The following is a 16,159-nucleotide window of genomic DNA, read 5'->3' on the forward strand; positions in this document are numbered from 1 at the left end:
AAACCAGAAGTAGAGAAACCAGAAGTAGAGAAACCAGAAGTAGAGAAACCAGAAGTAGAGAAACCAGAAGTAGAGAAGCCAGAAGTAGAGAAACCGGAAGTAGAAAAACCAGATGGAAACAAAAATCCAGATGCTGAAACAATTAAAGATGGTGAATACAGTATCAATTTCAAAGCTTTAAAAGATCAAACAGAAGAAATTTCAATGATGAACACGTATACAAAGAGTCCAGGCGTGTTAAAAGTGAAAGATGGTAAAAAATATGTATCATTCACATTAACGAATAGCGCTTGGATTACAAAGTTTGAATTTGATAAAAATGGTTCGTTTGTTGATGCGAGTGTATTGAGTGAAGATACGAAAGCTGATACGCGTGTAGTGGAAGTGGAAGTAGCAGATTTATCGAAAAAATTGAACGCAAAAGTAAAAGTCGATATCGATTCAATGAATTACCATCATTTCTATGATATTCAATTTGCATTTGATAAAGATAGCATTAAACCGTTAGATAACCAAGGCGGAAACGACAACCAAGGTGGAAACGACAACCAAGGCGGAAACGACAACCAAGGTGGAAACGACAACCAAGGCGGAAACGACAACCAAGGCGGAAATGATAACCAAGGCGGAAATGATAACCAAGGTGGAAACAACAACCAAGGCGGAAACGACAACCAAGGCAATAATACAACAATTGATCCAAACGCTCTTAAAGACGGTGAATACAGCATTGGCTTTAAAGTATTAAAAGATCAAACAGATGAAATATCAATGATGAATACATACACAAAAAGCCCAGGTGTATTGAAAGTAAAAGATGGTAAGAAATATGTATCGTTTACATTAACAAATAGTACATGGATTACAAAGTTTGATTTTGAGAAAAATGGCTCGTTCGTTAATGCAAAAGTATTAAGTGAAAATAAAGAGCAAAATACAAGAGTAGTAGAAGTAGAAGTAAATGATTTGTCTAAAAAATTAAATGCAAAAGTAAAAGTAGATATTGATTCAATGAATTATCACCATTTCTACGATGTTCAATTTGTATTTGATCAAGATAGTATCAAAGCTTTAGGGAACCAAGGCGGAAACGACAACCAAGGCGGAAATGATAACCAAGGTGGAAACGATAACCAAGGCGGAAATAATACACCGAAAGTAATAGTTGATCCGAAAAATTTAGTAGATGGTCAATATGATATTACATTTAAAGTGTTAAAAAACAAAACAGAAGAACTTTCAAAGATGCATGACTATACTGTAAATCCAGCAAAATTAATCGTTAAAGATGGTAAAAAGTACATTGAGATGACGCTGAAAAATAGTGCGTGGATTACGAAATTCCAAACAGAAAACAATAGTCTTTTTGCTGATGCAAAAGTAGTAAGTGAAGATAAAAATGCAAATACGCGAGTAGTACAATTTGAAGTAGAAGATTTATTTAAAAAATTAAATGCAAAAGTGAAAGTAGACATTGATGAGATGAACTACCACCACTTCTACGATGTCCAAATTCAATTTGATACAAATAATATTGGTGCGTTAGGAACGATTAAAGAGGATCCAAAAAAAGATCCGAAAAATGATCCGAACAATCCAGTGATTACACCGAAAGTAGATAATGTAAAAAAAGTAGATAATCCTGATTTTAACCGAAATGCAGATGATAAGAAGAAAAAAGAAGATCAAAAAAATGATTCGAAAAAAGAGAAAAACTCAAAAACGGCAGATACAGCACAACTAGGTTTATACATGGTGCTATTGCTTGGGTCACTTGCTTTACTAGTTCGTAAATATAGAGCAGGTAGATTGTAATTTTTGGAGTCTTGATGCATGTTTGCATGCATCAAGACTTGTTTCATATTGTTTGGAAAGGAGTGGTGATTAAGAGTGAAGAAAATTGTAAGTGTACTAATGGCTATCATTTTATTAGTGAGTATAGCTGGATGCCAGGCGCCCAAAAAAGAAACAGCGAAGCAGGTAAAGAGTGAGGGTAAAGAGAGGATTGTCGCAACGACAGTTGCTGTTACTGAAATTATGGATGCGTTAGAAGTAGATTTAATTGGTGTACCAACAAGTACTAAAGATTTACCAAAGAGATATAAAGGTTTACCTGAAGTTGGGAATCCGATGAGTCCTGATATGGAAAAGGTAAAATCATTAAAGCCGTCAGAAGTATTATCAGTGACAACACTTGAATATGAATTAAAGCCAGTTTTTGATGGTGTAGGTATGAAAGCAAACTTTTTAGATCTAACAAGTTTAAAAAATATGCAAAATTCCATTAGTAATTTAGGTAAGCAATATGGACGTGAAAAGCAGGCTGAAGCAGTTGTAACTAAGTTAGATAACAAGGTTGCAGAGATTCAAAAAGCAGTAAAGGGAAAGAAAGAACCGACAGTGCTTATTTTATTAGGTGTACCGGGGAGTTATTTAGTAGCAACAGAGCATTCTTATATTGGAGATTTAGTGAAACAATTAGGTGGTAAAAACATTGTACAAGGTGAACAAGTAGAGTATTTAGCTTCTAATACAGAGTATTTAAAAAAAGCTGATCCATACATTATTTTACGAGCGGCACATGGTATGCCTGATGAAGTTGTAAAAATGTTTGATAAAGAATTTAAAACAAATGATATTTGGAAACACTTCGCTGCAGTTAAAAATAATCGTGTTTACGATTTAGAAGAGCGTTTATTTGGAACGACAGGAAATTTAGCAGCGACTGAAGCGCTAGATGAATTGAAAAAAATGATGTATCCGTGATGCATTTTAATATAAAGGAAGATTAGCATGAATAAAAAATTTTGGAGTTTCTTTATTGTTACTGTATTACTCATCATTATGACTTTGTTGTCAGCGACGAAAGGTAGTTTAGAAGTAGGTATTATTGACCTTGTACAAGGAATATTTACAGGGGCAAATGAAGATGTTGAAGTGATTAAAGATTTACGTTTCCCACGTATTATTATTGCACTATTTACTGGAGCAGCTCTTGCTGTTTCGGGCGTGCTCTTCCAAGCTGTCATGAAAAATCCACTTGCTGATGCTGGGGTAATCGGGATATCTTCAGGAGCAAGTTTTATGACACTTGTTATTATTACGCTATTCCCGCAATTCTTTTTCTGGACGCCGGTATTCGCCTTTCTAGGTGGTGCGTTTGCATGTTATCTCGTTTATTCGTTTTCATGGAAATCAGGATTAAGTCCGCTTCGCATTATTTTAATTGGTATTGCCATTAATGCGATGTTCACTGGATTAAATGAATCGTTCATTACGATTTGTGGATACTTCATTAAGAGTATTAAGCAAACGACGACTTCTAATATAACGATGAAGACGTGGGGCGATGTAGAAATAATGGTTACTTATGGAACAATTGGTCTTATTCTTGCACTGTTTGTCGGAGCTTGGTGTAACTTACTATCTCTACAAGATAAGACTGCAAAAAACTTAGGCTTGCACGTGACGAGAGTTCGTCTTATTATTTCTGCCATTGCAGTACTCTTAGCGGCAGTATCAACAGCAATTGCAGGTGTTATCGCTTTCGTAGGATTACTCGTTCCGCACATTTCAAGACAACTAGTTGGTTCAGACCATAAAGCATTAATTCCATTTTCTGCTCTTGCAGGGGCGTTATTAATTTTGACGGCGGATACGATTGGAAGGTTAATTGTGCCACCTAACGAAATTCCAGCAGCGACGATTATGGCAGTTATTGGTGGCCCATTCTTAATATTCTTGCTTAGAAAGAGTGATAAAGTTCATGGAAATTAAAAATGTAACCTTTTCGTACGATAATGTAACGGATCGATTAAAGTCGGTTAGTAGTGAAATAGAGATTGGTAAAATTACAACAATTATTGGACCAAACGGTTGCGGGAAATCAACATTACTTGGTGTGATGTCAAGAAATCACGATCCTCGTAGTGGAGAGGTAATACTTGATGGGAAGGCAATTAGCCAATATAAACCGAAAGAGTTTGCTAGAAAGTTAGCCGTTGTCCATCAACAAAATGAAGCACCGGCAGATATGACGGTAGAGAAATTAACAAGCTTTGGCCGTATGCCTCATAAAAATATATTTTCTTCGCAAACTGATGAAGATAGAGAAGCAATAGAAAGGGCTTTAGCATGTACGAATTTGCTAAGTAAACGTGATAAGGAAATTCATGCTTTATCTGGTGGAGAAAGACAGCGTGTTTGGATTGCCATGACGTTAGCTCAGAAGACGCCAATGCTCTTTTTAGATGAACCGACAACATATTTAGATATTTATTATCAACTTGAAATATTAGAGTTAGTAAAAGAATTAAATGAAGCACAAGGATTGACAATCGTTATGGTATTACACGATATTAATCAGGCGATTCGCTATAGTGATCATATCATTGTTATGAAAGACGGCGAAATTGTTACAAAAGGCAAGCCGAATGATGTTGTGACAGAAAGTATGATAAAGACGATATACGGTGTAGATGTCGTTGTAAAGCAAGATGAAGATACAGGATTGTATATGGTCCCAATGGGTATTTAAACATGCGAACAATCCGTTTTGAGGTGATAATTTGAGTAGCAAAAAAGAAAGGAAGAAGAATTCTTTTTTTCAACGAATACTTACAGTTGTTTTTTTAGGTACCTTTTTCTATTCAGTATATGAATTAGGTGATATTTTCATGGATTACTATGAAAATCGTAAAGTAATGGCCGAAGCACAAAACATTTATGAAAAAAGTCCGATGGAAGAGCAATCACAAGACGGGGAAGTACGTAAACAGTTCAAAGTTCTGCAGCAAATTAACCAAGAAATAGTTGGATGGATTACGATGGATGATACACAAATTAATTATCCAATCGTTCAAGCAAAAGACAATGATTACTATTTATTTCGAAATTATAAAGGTGAAGATATGAGAGCAGGAAGCATTTTTATGGACTATCGTAATGATGTGAAATCTCAAAATCGAAATACTATTTTATATGGTCACCGTATGAAAGATGGTTCTATGTTTGGAAGTTTAAAGAAAATGTTGGATGAAGATTTCTTCATGTCGCATCGTAAATTATATTACGATACATTATTTGAAGGATATGATCTTGAAGTGTTTTCGGTGTATACAACAACAACTGATTTTTATTACATTGAAACGGATTTTAGTAGTGATACGGAATACACATCATTTTTGGAGAAAATTCAAGAAAAATCGCTGTACAAAACGGATACAAAAGTGACAGAAAGTGATCAAATCGTAACACTTTCGACGTGTGACTATGCACTTGATCCAGAAGCGGGAAGATTAGTAGTACATGCGAAACTAGTAAAAAGACATTAAATAAAAAAAGTATAGAATATGAGAAGTGGTAACACTCTTCATATTCTATACTTTTAAAAAAATATGCTTACTGTGCTGCAGCCATTGGCATACGTACAACTTTTACATCATAGTAAGCAATTTTATTATCAAGAATATAGTCTGGCATCCCGCCTTGATGTGAGTGAGCATCTTTAAATGCTGAGCTCTTTGTCCAACCTTGGAAATCTTCTTTTGCATTCCAGCGAGTGCTAATTGTTACTTCATCATAATCAACTGTATTTTGCGTTAAAAGAACTTCTAATCCTAAAAATCCTGACATTGTTTCGACTTTACCTACTTTATTAAAACGCTCAATTAATTTATGGCCATTTCCCTTTGTAATTTTAGTTGTATTTGTAACAATAATCATGTTTATTCCTCCTATAAATGTGTAGCCTTTATTTTCAAGAACTCATATACATTAAATGATAATGAAAATCATTATCATTGTCAATAGTGATTTTCATATAAATGTAGAATTAAGGATGAATTTACTATTATATAAATAATTTGACCATATATTTAATGAAGTTATATATTATTAAAATAAAACAAAATAAGAAATATACACAAGCAAAGTATGGTTTATACCTTGCTTTCGCAATACTATGAACAAGGAGGGTATTATGGTCGAATCACTGTTACTTAGTATCGTTATTATTATTACACTAGGCATCGCCTCACAATGGACTGCATGGCGCTTCCAGCTCCCTGCTATTGTTGTTATGGCAGTTGCCGGATTATTAATTGGTCCAGTTTTCGGTATTATTAATCCAAAAGAGGTGCTTGGAGATGTTTTTAGTCCACTCGTATCACTTTCTGTTGCCATTATATTGTTTGAGGGTAGTTTAAGTTTAGATGTACGTGAACTGAGGGGACTATCAAAACCAGTATTTCGTATTGTTACGTTTGGTGCGTTTATTGCTTGGATTGCTGGCTCACTTGCAGCCCATTACGTCGCTGGATTAGATTGGGCGGTTGCATTTATTATTGGAGGACTTTTTATTGTGACAGGTCCAACTGTAATTATTCCGTTGTTACGCCAAGCACGATTAAAGCCAAGGACAGCTGCAATTTTAAAGTGGGAAGGGATTATCGTTGATCCGTTTGGAGCATTACTTGCTGTATTCGCCTTTCAAATTGTAAATTTCTTAACGAAAGAAAATGTACACTTACATACGTTACTATATTTCTTTGCAGGTTCGTTATTTGCAATGGTACTTGGGTATGCGTTTAGTATTTTTATGAGTTATATGATTTTAAAAGGGAAAGTACCAGAATATTTAAAGGCACCGATTTTGCTCGTTACGGTATTACTATGCTTCGGCATTGCAGATGAAGTCATGCATGAAACAGGTATGCTAGCCGTAACAGTAATGGGGATTACACTTGCACGGATGAAGAAATATATTTCTTCTATCGGTGATATTCGTCATTTTAACGAAAATATTTCCGTACTATTAACATCGACTGTTTTCATCATCTTAACAGCATCACTTCCAAGAACGACGATTATGGAGATTTTTAGCTGGCCTATTATTAGCTTCGTACTTATGATGATATTTGTTGTTCGTCCTTTATCAATTTGGGTATCGACAATCGGAACAGAGTTAACAAAATCAGAAAGGGCGCTAGTTGGTTGGATTGCGCCGCGAGGTATTGTTGCATTAACGGTTTCAAGTTACTTTGCGACGGAGTTATTACAAGAAGGGTATAAAGATGCTTCTATATTAACAGCACTTACATTTGCACTCGTAATTACGACCGTTTGTGCTCATGGATTTTCAATTGGATTTTTAGCAAAAAAATTAGGATTAGCCAATACACAGCCACCAGGTATTTTAATTTCAGGAGCTAGTACATTCTCAACTGCATTCGCTATGCATTGTAAAGAGATGGGGATTCCGAGCTTAATCGTGGATGTATCGGAAGAACATTTGCAATGCGCAAAGGTGAATGGGCTTAATACATATAACGGCCAAGTACTCTCAGAGCAGTTGCAATTTGAAGTAGATATGAATCAGTATGAATACTTAATTTCAGTTACAGATACGGATTCTTACAATGTATTAGTCGCAAACACATATGTACCGCAGTTTGGACATCATAATACATTTTTACTTCCGATTCATGATGTGGAAAAGATTGAGCAAGAACGCATCTCTCTTTCGAAAAAAGCTCATTTACTGTTTGGTCAAAATGAAATTTATGAAGAGTTAGATAGAAAAATTGAAGAGGGTTATACATTTAAAACGATACAAGTTGAGGAAGAACAAAAAATTAATAAAGAAGAGAGGGATTCAGAGGATGTAATATTATTTATTCGTCACGATGATGGTAGTCTTACTTTTTCAACATTGTATAAATATATAGCGGTTATACCAGGAGATGAGCTAGTTGTACTAGCAAAGCAATAATATGGTATAGTGAAACGAGGCTTTTTTCAGCCTCGTTTTTTACATTGCTTCCTACTAATTAGAAAGCATTCAAATGGAAAGGAAGACATTACATGCGATCTGAAGTAACTATAAAAATAAAACCGAAGTTTATAAAAGAAATTAAAAGTGGATATCCACTTATTTTAAAAGATGCTATTCAAAATTTAAATGATGTACGTGAAGAAGGAACAATCATCAACGTAGTAGATGAGAAGAACCAATTCATCGGAAAAGGCTATTATGGAAAACAAAATAAAGGATATGGATGGATTTTAACGAGAAAAGAGAAAGAGCAAATTAATCAACCTTTCTTTGAAAGTAAAATCAAATCTGCTTTACATAAACGAAAAGATTTTTATAAATCAAATGATACAACAGCATTCCGTGCCCTAAATGGAGAGGGCGATGGCCTTGGTGGTTTAATCATCGATTATTATGACGGCTATTACGTAATAAGTTGGTATAGTGAAGGGGTTTATACTTTCCGCGATGAGATTATAGCAGCACTTCAAAAAGTAGCAAATTTCAAAGGGATTTATGAGAAAAAGCGTTTTGATACGAAAGGGAAATACATTGAAGGTGATGATTTTGTCGCAGGAGAGCGCGGTGAGTTCCCACTTATCGTAAAAGAGAACGGTGTAAACTTTGCTGTATATTTAAATGACGGGGCGATGGTTGGTGTGTTTTTAGATCAGCGTAACGTTCGAAAACAAATTCGTGATAAATATGCAAAAGGAAGAACGGTTCTAAATATGTTCTCTTATACTGGGGCTTTCTCTGTATTTGCAGCGCTTGGCGGAGCGAGTAAAACAACGAGTGTGGACCTTGCAAATCGTAGTTTAAGTAAAACGATTGAGCAGTTTAGTGTAAATGAAATTGATTATGAAGCACAAGATATTATTGTAGAAGATGTATTTCTGTATTTCAAATATGCAGCTAAGAAAAAGATGAAATTTGATATGGTTGTACTTGATCCCCCAAGCTTTGCACGCTCGAAAAAATATACGTTCAGTGCGGCGAAAGATTATAAAAACTTATTAAAAGAAACAATTGCCATTACAGAAAATAACGGTATTATCGTTGCTTCTACAAATTGTAGCGCATTCGATATGAAAAAGTTTAATGGCTTTATCGATACAGCATTTAAAGAAATGAACGGTAAATATAAAATATTAGAAGAACATTCTTTACCGGAAGATTTCCGTACAATTGATCAATTTAAAGAGGGAGACTATTTAAAAGTAGTTTTCATCGAAAAAATTAAAGGTTAATGAAAATAAGAAAAGGAGCTCAAGTTTAAATGAGCTCCTTTTCTTATTGAATAATATTTTGTACTCTGCCAACCTGTCCGTCTTGCAATCTTACTTTAATGCCGTGCGGATGTGAAGGTGAGTTCGTTAAAATATCTTTTACAATTCCTCTTGTTAGCTTACCTGTACGTTGATCTTGTTTTAATACAATATCAACTTCAAGACCTGATGAAATGTTAGATCGTTTTTGCCCGTTCATTTATACACCTGTACGTCTACGTTGGTTGTTTGTTTTCTTCGTTTGTTGGTTTTGTAATTTTTTCGTTTCTTGACTTTGACTTCCATTATTTGATCCGTTTCCATTTCCTTGCTTTTTCTTCGCAAGTTGTTCGCGCATTAAATCAGCTAAGCTTACTTTTTTGTTTTCTGACATGATAAGTCTCCTTTATATAAAGTTAATTATGAACAATCGTAGTGAATTTCATCATATCATTGTTAAGGAAGGAAGGGAAGTTGGTTTGAAAATTCATATAATTCTTTCCAGCATTCATTCGTTACGATACAATTAAATTGTTAATGTTTGTTAAAAAAGGGGATAGAAATATGTCACATCATATTTTATTAGTTGAAGATGACATCTCAATTCAAGAGATGGTTGAAACATATTTAGTAAGAGAAGGTTTTCAAGTTACAATCGCATCTGACGGAGAAGAAGGAGTTGGCGTATTTTCAAAAGGTTCATTTGATTTGATAATTCTCGATATTATGATGCCGAAGTTAGATGGGCTAGAGGTCGTCAGAATCATTCGAGAAAAAAGTGCAGTTCCGATTTTAATGATGTCAGCGAAAGATACAGATGTTGATAAAGCGGTTGGATTAGGCCTTGGAGCAGATGATTACATTTGTAAGCCGTTTTCTATGATTGAACTAGCTGCACGTGTAAAAGCGGGTATTCGGAGGTCTACAAAGTATTCAGCTGTGGAATCAAAAGATGAGGCGATTCAGATTGGTGATTTAATAATTGACCCAATTAATTTTACTGTGGAGAAAAAGGGAAGACAGCTTAAACTTACTTTAAAAGAATTTGAGATTTTAAAGCTATTCGTGAAGAATCAAAATCGTGTTTTTACGAAAGCACAAATATATACGCTTGTTTGGAATGAAGAATATTATGGTGATGATAATGTTATTAATGTTCATATGAGAAGATTACGTGAGAAAATTGAAAGTGATCCATCTAATCCAGAATATATTAAAACATTATGGGGCATCGGCTATAAGTTGGAAGTGATGTAGTATGGTTGTATTTTTAACAGTGGTGATTATTATATTGCTTATCGTTATTTACGTGCAATATAAAATTAGGAAAAATAGTAGTAGGAATTTACGCTACACGTATGAGAAGTTAAATCGAATTGTAAAAGAACAAACTGGTGAGAAGCTATTAATTATGACAGATGATCTAGAATTGCGAAATTTATTAGTGGGGATTAATCATTTATTAGATGCAAAACAGAAAACGAATGCAGATCATGCGAAAGTGGAAATTTCGATGAGAAAAATGCTTTCAAATATTTCACATGATTTGAAAACACCACTAACAGTTATTCTTGGATATACCGAAATGTTAAATAAGGATAAAACGATAAATGAGGAAGAGAAGCAAATATTACTCGAAAAGGTGCATGTAAAAACACTAGAAGTGATGGAACTGATTCATAAGTTTTTTGATTTAGCAAAATTAGAATCCGGTGACAAAGCAATTGAGATGACAAAAGTAAATATGAATGAAGTTTGTCGCGAGAAGATTTTATCTTTTTATGATTTAGTGACGACGAAAGGGTTTCAAGTTCATATTGATATACCAGAAAGAAATATATATGCACTTGGAAATGTAGAAGTATTAGGTAGAGTATTGAATAATTTAATATCAAATGCGATTACATATGGTGACGATGGAAAGACACTTGGTATGACGTTAAGAGATGATGAAACGAGTGTGTATATAGATGTATGGGATACAGGAAAGGGAATTGATGAATCTCACATTGATAAAGTGTTTGAGCGTATGTACACACTTGAAGATTCCAGAAATAGATTGTACCAAGGAAGCGGTTTAGGGTTAACGATTACGAAAAGGCTTGTGGAAGCGATGGACGGAGAAATACATCTTTCTAGTAAGCCGTATGAAAAAACAATTTTTACAGTTGTATTAACAAAGATGCTGTTTTAGCTTGTAGAGAAGTAAATTCTACAAGCTTTTTTTCAGCGTAAGGAATTTGTAAGGAACGGGTAAGAAAAAAGAGAATTCCGTTGTCTATTATAGAAGTATAAGGTAGTGCGAAAGGAGATAGTGACATGACATATATATTAAAAACGAATCAGTTAACGAAAGTGTTTAAAGGGAAAGAAGTAATTTCTAGCGTTAACATGCATGTGAAAAAAGGTGAGATTTACGGTTTCTTAGGACCGAATGGTGCAGGTAAAACAACGATTATGAAAATGATCACAAACTTAATAAAACCGACGAGCGGTGATATTGAAATTTTTGGTGAGATGTTAACGGATACATCTTATGAATTGTTAAAGCGCATGGGGACGATTATCGAATATCCAATTTTTTATGATAAATTAACGGCGAAGGAAAACCTAGAATTACATTGTGAATATATGGGGTATTACGACAAAAACGCAATTGATCATGCTTTACATTTAGTGAAGCTGCACGGTATAGATGATAAAAAAGTAAAAGATTTTTCATTAGGGATGAAGCAAAGACTTGGTATTGCAAGGGCGATCATGACGAAGCCAGAATTACTCATTTTAGATGAGCCAATTAACGGTTTAGATCCAATTGGTATTAAAGAATTAAGAGACTTATTTAAAATGCTCTGCAAAGAATATGGCATTACGTTATTAGTCTCTAGTCATATTTTAGGCGAGATGGAACTAATGGCAGATACAATCGGTATGATTCAAAATGGAAAGCTAATAAAAGAAGTTTCAATGAAGAGTATTAACGGAAAACAAACAGAGTACATTGAAATTACTGTTCCTGATGTGAAGCGTGCAGCTTATATTTTAGAAGATAAACTCGGTATAAAAAATTACAAAATAATGAGTGGAAATATGATTCGTGTGTATGATACGGCAGCGTCTCAGCAAGCTATTTCAAAAGCACTTATTATGAACGATGTAGAAATTGAAAGTATTAATAAGAAACATAGTTCCTTAGAAGAATATTTCTTAAATGTAATGGATGGAGAGGGCATTCATGCTTAATGGATTGTTAGTGAATCTAGTAAGTGGATTGATCGTAATGTTCATAAGTGGGATTTTATATTATAGAAAACCTGAGCGGAAATGGCCGTTAATTTTACTAGTGATAGGAATAGTAAGCGTAGTTATGGCTGGAATTAGAATGTTAGTAGCGTAGAGGCAGTTATATAAGGAATGGAGGCATGGTTTACATGTTTAAATTAATGAAGCTTGAATGGAAGAAACATCAATTATCTAGTTATTTTAAAAGTGTAGCAATTTGTATTATAGCAATTTTTACCGTAGTAAACCTCATGGCGTTGGGAGCGAAAGACGAGGTAGATGGGCTATTCTCTGACTTCACGCAACAAATGGTTTTAATAAACACTGTTATTAGGATAACATTCATTATTTTTAGTTCGGTCATTTTATCACGTTTAATAATTGATGAGTATAAGAACAAAACAATACAACTATTGTTTATGTACCCACTGCAAAGAAAAATGCTAATGAGGGCGAAATTAACAATTGTTTTTTGTTTTTGTTTTGTGAGCACGATTATCGCTACTTTCAGTATTAGTTTACTCGTATATTTTGTGAGTCCAATGATGGGGCTGATTGAAACGCCAGCTACGATAGGTGAAATAATAGCTATCGTTCCAGCTACTTTTATAAATGCATTTATGATATCTGGTATAAGTTTAATTCCTTTATTTTTTGGGATGAGAAAGAAATCGACACCGACAACAATTACTTCTGCAGTAATAATTGGGATGCTAATTAGTAGTAACTTTGGTTCTGGAAACGGTCAAGTAAGTATGTTTAATTTTATCGCTATCCCAATAGTGCTCTGTTTATTAGGGATTTTTATTAGTTATCTTTCATATCGTAAAATCAACAAAATTGATGTGGCGTGAAGTAAGCTTAAAACAACAACGAACTGGGGTATGAATAGTGAAAAAAATAATAGTAATTGCAATTTTAAGTTAATTTCAGCAGCTTACATGAAAGGAGGACTATCATGCTACGTCTTATGAAGCTAGAATTGAGGAAGTTTAAGCTTGGATGGTATGTGAAGAGAGCGGTTATTGCGAATATCGTTATACTGGCACTACTAATCTTCGTTAGTATCGTTGCTCAAATAGAAGGGGATCCAAAAATAAGGGATCCGCAGATAATTTTGTCGATGGCTAGTGCGTTAGTAAGAGCAACATTTATTATTTTTGGTGGCGTACTAATAGCCAAGTTAATAATTGATGAATATAAAAGTAAAACAATACTACTCATGTTTTCTTATCCAATTAACCGAAAGAAAATGATGGCTAGTAAGTTGGCTGTTACAGCGACATTAACACTTATAACAGTTATTTTATCGAACATTTTAGTAGTAGGAATTTTCTTTGGGATAGATAGTTATTTTTCAATTCTTCCTAATTCATTCACAGTAGATCAATTGATTCAAGAAGGGATAAATCTTATTCCTTTAGCCATTGCCACGGCAGGAATAAGCTTAATTCCTCTATATTTCGGGATGCGTAAACGTTCTGTGCCAGCTACAATCGTTTCTTCTATTATCGTTGTATTAATCGCAATTAATAACCCGCCCATATTTCCTATAGCGACGTTTCTTCCTCTTCAATTCACATTTGCAGCGATTGGAGTTGCGATTGCATATTACGGAATTAAAAATATAGAGAAGGAAGATATAACAGTATGACAAGAATACGTAAAAAAGAGTTGGCGTTATACCAACTCTTTTTTGTATATGTATGCTTCGTTACTACTCTGTAAATTTATAGTGTTTGCTTAAATACTCTTGCACTCCTGGAGAAATGTTAAAGTTATTAGGACCTTTATATTCGATAGTAAACTCTCCATCTTCAATTGTTTCAAAGGCGATTGCATAGCTATTCATTTTAGCATCGTAAGAAGTATTTTTGACTTCTGCATCTAGATCAAAGTATTTTGTAATATATTCTTTTGATTCCGTAACTGCTGTTTGTTTTCCCCAAGGGGTACCATAACTTGTGAAATAAAGAGATACACCGATAACTCCAATGATAGAAGTTAGTAAGAGAGTTCTTATTGTTATTTTTTTGTTTTTTGTATTCAATTTAGTTCCCTCCAATTAATATGAATTTATCTTAACGTATTTTCTCATAAAATACCATTTAGTAGAAAATAGTTTCACATGAAACAAGTTACAGAAAAAGACAAGGTGCATAAACACCTTGTCTTTTTCTGTCGTTACATTTGGGGAGCTTCCATTCCAGTAGCAGCCCATTCTTCTTTTGCAGGACCATAAACGCCAGGGACTGTTAAGCCAGCTTGACGCATTAAAACAGTCATCTGTCCACGGTGGTGATTTTGATGATTGATGAGTGTCATTAAAAATATAGAATTCGGCATAGGACGACCAAAGAAGTTATTAATAGTAGCTAAGTCTTTATCAGTCCACTCACTTTGAAGTGCTTCAATAAAAGCCGTATTCACTTTGCGATACCCATCTGCAATTGTTTTTGCTGAAGTTGGTACAGGATAATCTTTCGTTTCCCCTTCAAACTTAAGCCCTGTCCCTGATAGCATAACAGGAAGTGCTGTAACGATATGCCAAGCGACTCTCCCTAAAGTCCAGTGCCCAGGTGCAATTTCTTGTGATAAAGATTCGTCGGTTAATGCATCGAGCATCTTCTGAGTAGACTCAGCTTCGTATGTCCATGATTGTAGAAAACCTTCAATAGTTTGGTACATTATTGTTATCCCCCCTACTTATGTTCATAGATTAAGTTCGTGGAGAAATGGCTAGTTTCCTTTATATTTTAATAAGGGTATTTAAAAGGTTTATATATAAATTTTATGATATTATTGAGTGTATATGGAATTATATTGATTTAGTATATAGATTTTACAGCATCAAGGGGGATATTATGAAAAGATTGATTTTAGGAATCATAATTCTATTTTTAATGGCAGGATGTAGCAATGAGACTTATAAAAAGGCAATGGATCAGGGGAAATTAGCTTTAGCGAGTAAAGAATATGACACTGCACAAGCATCATTTGAATTGGCATTAGAAGAGAAAAAGAATGATAAAGAAGCAAAAGTATTAAAAGAACAAACTACTAAGATGATACGTGCAATAAAAGAGAAATCGAGTGGAAATATAGAACAAGCAATAGATTTGTTTCAAGAAGTAGAAAACATGAAAGAGGGTTCTACAACTCTTCAAAATCAAGCGAAAGAGCAAAAAGCTTTGCTCATGGAGAATAAAGAGTTAAAAAGTAAATATATAGGTCAATTGGAAAAGGCAGAGAAATTAAAGAATGATAAAAAGTATGAAGAGGCTAAAGTAATAGTAAATAAAATTATTGATGATACTGGTCAAAATGAACAATGGATTTCGGAAAATCACCGGGCCAAAGAGCTGAGTACGCAAATCGATGACATACTAACTCAACAGGCAGAAGCAAAGAAAAAAGAGGAAGAATTAAAAAATAAAAAGAAAAAAGAGGCTGATATTAGAAAGCTAGAGGGATCTTGGATGTCACAAGAAAGTACAGACAGACCAGTTGGTTTGGAAATAGAATTTAATAGTGAGAAAACAGGCGGAGAATTTATGGAACATAATATTTTTGGGAAAGGGACTACTATAGGGGATTTCCGGGTATTAAGTGTGAACAAAGGAATTATTTCTGTAGAGCTTGTATTTTTAGTGGGAGAAAGAAAGCAGAAAGCTGATTTGAAACTTGAGGAGAACACATTAACTGTAAAACATGAGTTTATGGAGGGGAGTGAATCTGTGAAATTAGTGAGATCAGAGTAATTTATGTAGTATATAAAAAGGAGGCCTCTCATATA

The 16,159-nt window shown here is 34.2% G+C and carries 19 protein-coding genes; 14 read left to right on the top strand and 5 right to left on the bottom strand.

Annotated elements, in window-relative coordinates; genetic code table 11:
• From AC0IXC_RS09060 to srtB, 5 genes are all read left to right on the top strand, one after another.
• Positions 1-1,815, top strand: a 1,815-nt coding sequence (locus tag AC0IXC_RS09060; protein WP_471652839.1) for an NEAT domain-containing protein, incomplete at its 5' end; no start/stop codon positions are given.
• 75 nt (positions 1,816-1,890) lie between these two features.
• Positions 1,891-2,766: a heme ABC transporter substrate-binding protein IsdE gene (gene isdE / locus AC0IXC_RS09065; RefSeq protein WP_429715268.1), complete on the top strand. Its 876-nt coding sequence runs from the start codon at positions 1,891-1,893 to the stop codon at positions 2,764-2,766.
• Between the two features lie 27 nt (positions 2,767-2,793).
• Positions 2,794-3,777, top strand: a complete 984-nt coding sequence (locus tag AC0IXC_RS09070) for a FecCD family ABC transporter permease (RefSeq protein ID WP_002034255.1) — start codon at positions 2,794-2,796, stop codon at positions 3,775-3,777.
• A complete protein-coding gene (locus AC0IXC_RS09075) occupies positions 3,767-4,537 on the top strand; it encodes an ABC transporter ATP-binding protein (protein ID WP_002088890.1) in 771 nt (256 codons plus the stop codon). Before AC0IXC_RS09070 ends, AC0IXC_RS09075 begins: the two co-directional genes overlap by 11 nt.
• 31 nt (positions 4,538-4,568) lie before the next feature.
• Positions 4,569-5,333 carry a class B sortase gene (srtB, locus tag AC0IXC_RS09080; protein WP_002129321.1) on the top strand — a complete coding sequence of 255 codons (765 nt, stop codon included), beginning with the start codon at positions 4,569-4,571 and terminating at the stop codon, positions 5,331-5,333.
• A 67-nt stretch (positions 5,334-5,400) separates the two neighbouring features.
• Here the strand turns inward: srtB and isdG are convergent, their stop codons facing one another.
• Positions 5,401-5,724 carry a heme oxygenase gene (gene isdG, locus AC0IXC_RS09085; protein WP_002015426.1) on the bottom strand — a complete coding sequence of 108 codons (324 nt, stop codon included), beginning with the start codon at positions 5,722-5,724 and terminating at the stop codon, positions 5,401-5,403.
• 256 nt (positions 5,725-5,980) lie between these two features.
• Here isdG and AC0IXC_RS09090 point away from each other — a divergent pair, with 256 nt between their 5' ends.
• Together AC0IXC_RS09090 and AC0IXC_RS09095 are read left to right on the top strand one after the other, a co-directional pair.
• The gene (locus tag AC0IXC_RS09090) at positions 5,981-7,771 is read left to right on the top strand and encodes a cation:proton antiporter (RefSeq protein WP_471652840.1); all 1,791 of its coding nucleotides are present in this window, start codon (positions 5,981-5,983) and stop codon (positions 7,769-7,771) included.
• Positions 7,772-7,863: 92 nt separating this feature from the next.
• Positions 7,864-9,063: a class I SAM-dependent rRNA methyltransferase gene (locus AC0IXC_RS09095; RefSeq protein ID WP_002067464.1), complete on the top strand. Its 1,200-nt coding sequence runs from the start codon at positions 7,864-7,866 to the stop codon at positions 9,061-9,063.
• Positions 9,064-9,106: 43 nt separating this feature from the next.
• On the opposite strand, the gene AC0IXC_RS09100 is transcribed toward AC0IXC_RS09095, so the two are convergent.
• Positions 9,107-9,301, bottom strand: a complete 195-nt coding sequence (locus AC0IXC_RS09100) for a YwbE family protein (RefSeq protein ID WP_001014315.1) — start codon at positions 9,299-9,301, stop codon at positions 9,107-9,109.
• Entirely contained in the window at positions 9,302-9,475 is a 174-nt protein-coding gene (locus tag AC0IXC_RS09105) for a hypothetical protein (protein ID WP_002015431.1), read from the bottom strand.
• Between the two features lie 170 nt (positions 9,476-9,645).
• Here AC0IXC_RS09105 and AC0IXC_RS09110 point away from each other — a divergent pair, with 170 nt between their 5' ends.
• The 6 genes from AC0IXC_RS09110 (at position 9,646) to AC0IXC_RS09135 (ending at position 14,017) form a co-directional block, all read left to right on the top strand.
• Positions 9,646-10,338: a response regulator transcription factor gene (locus AC0IXC_RS09110; protein ID WP_113768853.1), complete on the top strand. Its 693-nt coding sequence runs from the start codon at positions 9,646-9,648 to the stop codon at positions 10,336-10,338.
• A 1-nt stretch (position 10,339) separates the two neighbouring features.
• A complete protein-coding gene (locus tag AC0IXC_RS09115; protein WP_002143309.1) occupies positions 10,340-11,275 on the top strand; it encodes a HAMP domain-containing histidine kinase in 936 nt (311 codons plus the stop codon).
• Positions 11,276-11,400: 125 nt separating this feature from the next.
• Positions 11,401-12,324: an ABC transporter ATP-binding protein gene (locus AC0IXC_RS09120; RefSeq protein WP_471652841.1), complete on the top strand. Its 924-nt coding sequence runs from the start codon at positions 11,401-11,403 to the stop codon at positions 12,322-12,324.
• Positions 12,317-12,478, top strand: a complete 162-nt coding sequence (locus tag AC0IXC_RS09125; RefSeq protein ID WP_012261777.1) for a hypothetical protein — start codon at positions 12,317-12,319, stop codon at positions 12,476-12,478. Before AC0IXC_RS09120 ends, AC0IXC_RS09125 begins: the two co-directional genes overlap by 8 nt.
• A gap of 34 nt (positions 12,479-12,512) precedes the next feature.
• A complete protein-coding gene (locus AC0IXC_RS09130) occupies positions 12,513-13,217 on the top strand; it encodes an ABC transporter permease (protein ID WP_016102992.1) in 705 nt (234 codons plus the stop codon).
• 104 nt (positions 13,218-13,321) lie between these two features.
• Positions 13,322-14,017, top strand: a complete 696-nt coding sequence (locus AC0IXC_RS09135; protein ID WP_002143299.1) for an ABC transporter permease — start codon at positions 13,322-13,324, stop codon at positions 14,015-14,017.
• Positions 14,018-14,080: 63 nt separating this feature from the next.
• Here the strand turns inward: AC0IXC_RS09135 and AC0IXC_RS09140 are convergent, their stop codons facing one another.
• Positions 14,081-14,413 (bottom strand): YfjL-like protein, encoded by a 333-nt coding sequence (locus AC0IXC_RS09140; protein ID WP_001093305.1) that lies wholly within the window; start codon positions 14,411-14,413, stop codon positions 14,081-14,083.
• Between the two features lie 134 nt (positions 14,414-14,547).
• The gene (locus tag AC0IXC_RS09145; RefSeq protein WP_000284970.1) at positions 14,548-15,051 is read right to left on the bottom strand and encodes a DinB family protein; all 504 of its coding nucleotides are present in this window, start codon (positions 15,049-15,051) and stop codon (positions 14,548-14,550) included.
• Positions 15,052-15,227: 176 nt separating this feature from the next.
• Between AC0IXC_RS09145 and AC0IXC_RS09150 the strand changes: the two genes are divergently transcribed.
• On the top strand, positions 15,228-16,124 hold the full coding sequence (locus AC0IXC_RS09150) for a hypothetical protein (protein ID WP_341087300.1): 897 nt from the start codon (positions 15,228-15,230) through the stop codon (positions 16,122-16,124).
• Positions 16,125-16,159 lie beyond the last annotated feature (35 nt).

It is taken from the genome of Bacillus sp. AC266, assembly GCF_979253805.1.